Source organism: uncultured Campylobacter sp. (genome assembly GCF_937949835.1).
Lineage (GTDB): Bacteria > Campylobacterota > Campylobacteria > Campylobacterales > Campylobacteraceae > Campylobacter_B.
In genome coordinates this window covers 1-1,166 of record NZ_CALEDC010000084.1, presented here as the reverse complement: position 1 = coordinate 1,166, position 1,166 = coordinate 1, and the positions used below count along the sequence as shown (strand labels likewise).

Annotated in this window: 2 protein-coding genes; both read left to right on the top strand. The window is 55.3% G+C overall.

Annotation, left to right across the window (positions count from 1 at the left end):
* On the top strand, positions 1–701 hold a 701-nt coding region (locus Q0256_RS01910), incomplete at its 5' end, for an iron ABC transporter permease (protein WP_297959562.1).
* A partial coding sequence (locus Q0256_RS01905) for an ABC transporter ATP-binding protein (protein WP_297959560.1) occupies positions 701–1,166 on the top strand: 466 nt, incomplete at its 3' end. The genes Q0256_RS01910 and Q0256_RS01905, both read left to right, overlap by 1 nt.

Sequence of the window (1,166 nt, the reverse complement as noted above, 5' to 3'; positions counted from 1 at the left end):
CGGGATTTGGCGCAGCGGTCGGGATGTTTTTCAAATTTAATGAATATCTCATCCAGCTTAGCACATTCGGCTTCGGCTTTCTTGCCGTGGCTGTGGCGCTAGGCGTTTCGGCGCTGTATTCACGCAGCGGTAGCGTCATCGTGCTGGTGCTCGGCGGCGTCATCAGCGGCTCGCTTTTTACCTCGCTGCTCTCGGTGCTAAAATACGCCGCAGATCCCAATGACGCGCTTCCTGCGATCACATATTTTTTGATGGGAAGCCTCGGCTTTGCATCCAAGAGCTTCATCCAAATTTCTATCCTGCCGATGTGCGCGGGCGTTTTGCTGCTAACGCTTAGCGGCAAATACCTAAACGCGCTAAGCCTTGGCGAGGAGGAGGCAAAGAGCCTGGGCGTAAACACGACTCGGGTTAAAATTTTCATCATTCTAGTCGCGACCTTCATTAGCGCGCTTAGCGTGACGATCGCGGGCATCATCGGCTGGATCGGGCTTATCGTGCCGCACATCGCGCGCTTTATCTTCGGCGCCGACAACCGCGCAGTTTTGGCTAGCTCGGCGATGATCGGCGCGATATTTCTACTCTTTTGCGACAGCTTCTCGCGGCTTATTTTTACTTTCGAGATCCCCATCGGCATCGTGACATCGCTATTTGGTATTCCGATGTTTATCATCGTGCTGCGCCGCGCCAAGAGGAGCTTTTGATGCGAGAAAATTTGATAGAAGTGCGAAATTTGCGCTTTGCCTACCAGGACAAACCCGTGCTAAATGGTATCAGCTTTGACGTCGCGACGGGCGATACGCTAAGCATCCTAGGCGCCAACGGCAGCGGCAAAAGCACCCTGCTACGCATAATGCTCGGGTTTTTAAAATTTGAGGGCGAGGTGCTAATCGCGGGCAAAAGCGTGCGCGACTACGGTAAGCGCGAACTCGCATCCCTCGTCGCCTACGTGCCGCAGACGCACGCGCCGTCCTATGACTACAGCGTCTTTGACGTCGCGCTGATGGGCGCGCTGTGCAGGACGCCGCTGTTTTCTAGCTTTAGCGCGGCGGATAAAAAGCTAGCCGAGCAAGCGCTGGAAAAGATGGGTATCGCGCATCTAAAAAACGCGCCCTACACAAAGGTTAGCGGCGGCGAGCGGCAGCTGGCGTACATCGCGCGCACGCTGG